Genomic DNA, 459 nt, shown 5'->3' with positions numbered 1-459 from the left:
CGTCCGCGGCGGCTTCGGTGGCGGCCGTGACCGCGACGACCGCGGCGGCCGTTCCTTCGGCGGCGACCGTCCGGCCCGCTCCTTCGGCGACCGCCCGTCCTTCGGCCGGGAGCGCGACGAGCGCGGCGGCAGCAGCCGTCCGTTCTCGCGCCGCGACGACCACCGCTCCGGCGGCCGTCCGCAGTCCGACCGCGGTGGCTTCAACCGTGACCGTGGCGGCTTCGGTGGCGGCCGTGACCGCGACGACCGCGGCGGCCGTTCCTTCGGCGGCGACGACCGCAAGCCGCGCTGGAAGAACTGACGCCGCACCGGTGGTAGTCGACCGCCGGCCCGGCTGAAACGTCTGAAGGGCCCGCTCCGTCCCCTTGGGTTCTAGGAGTCGTTGCAACATCCCAGTTCAGGGGATGCATTGGACTTCGAGATCCGCAGGGACCGGACGGCCCAGGGGCCTGTGAAGCT

General features: G+C 73.4%; 1 pseudogene. It reads left to right on the top strand.

The window, feature by feature from the left end:
* Positions 1-301: pseudogene (locus ACIQ87_RS33070) on the top strand (RNA helicase); the annotation flags it as partial.
* Between the last annotated feature and the right edge of the window lie 158 nt (positions 302-459).

It is taken from the genome of Kitasatospora sp. NPDC096204, from assembly GCF_044763205.1.
In the GTDB taxonomy this organism is placed as follows: Bacteria; Actinomycetota; Actinomycetes; order Streptomycetales; family Streptomycetaceae; genus Kitasatospora.
Note: the sequence above shows the minus strand (reverse complement) of the source record. Positions and strands in the feature narration are given on the sequence as shown.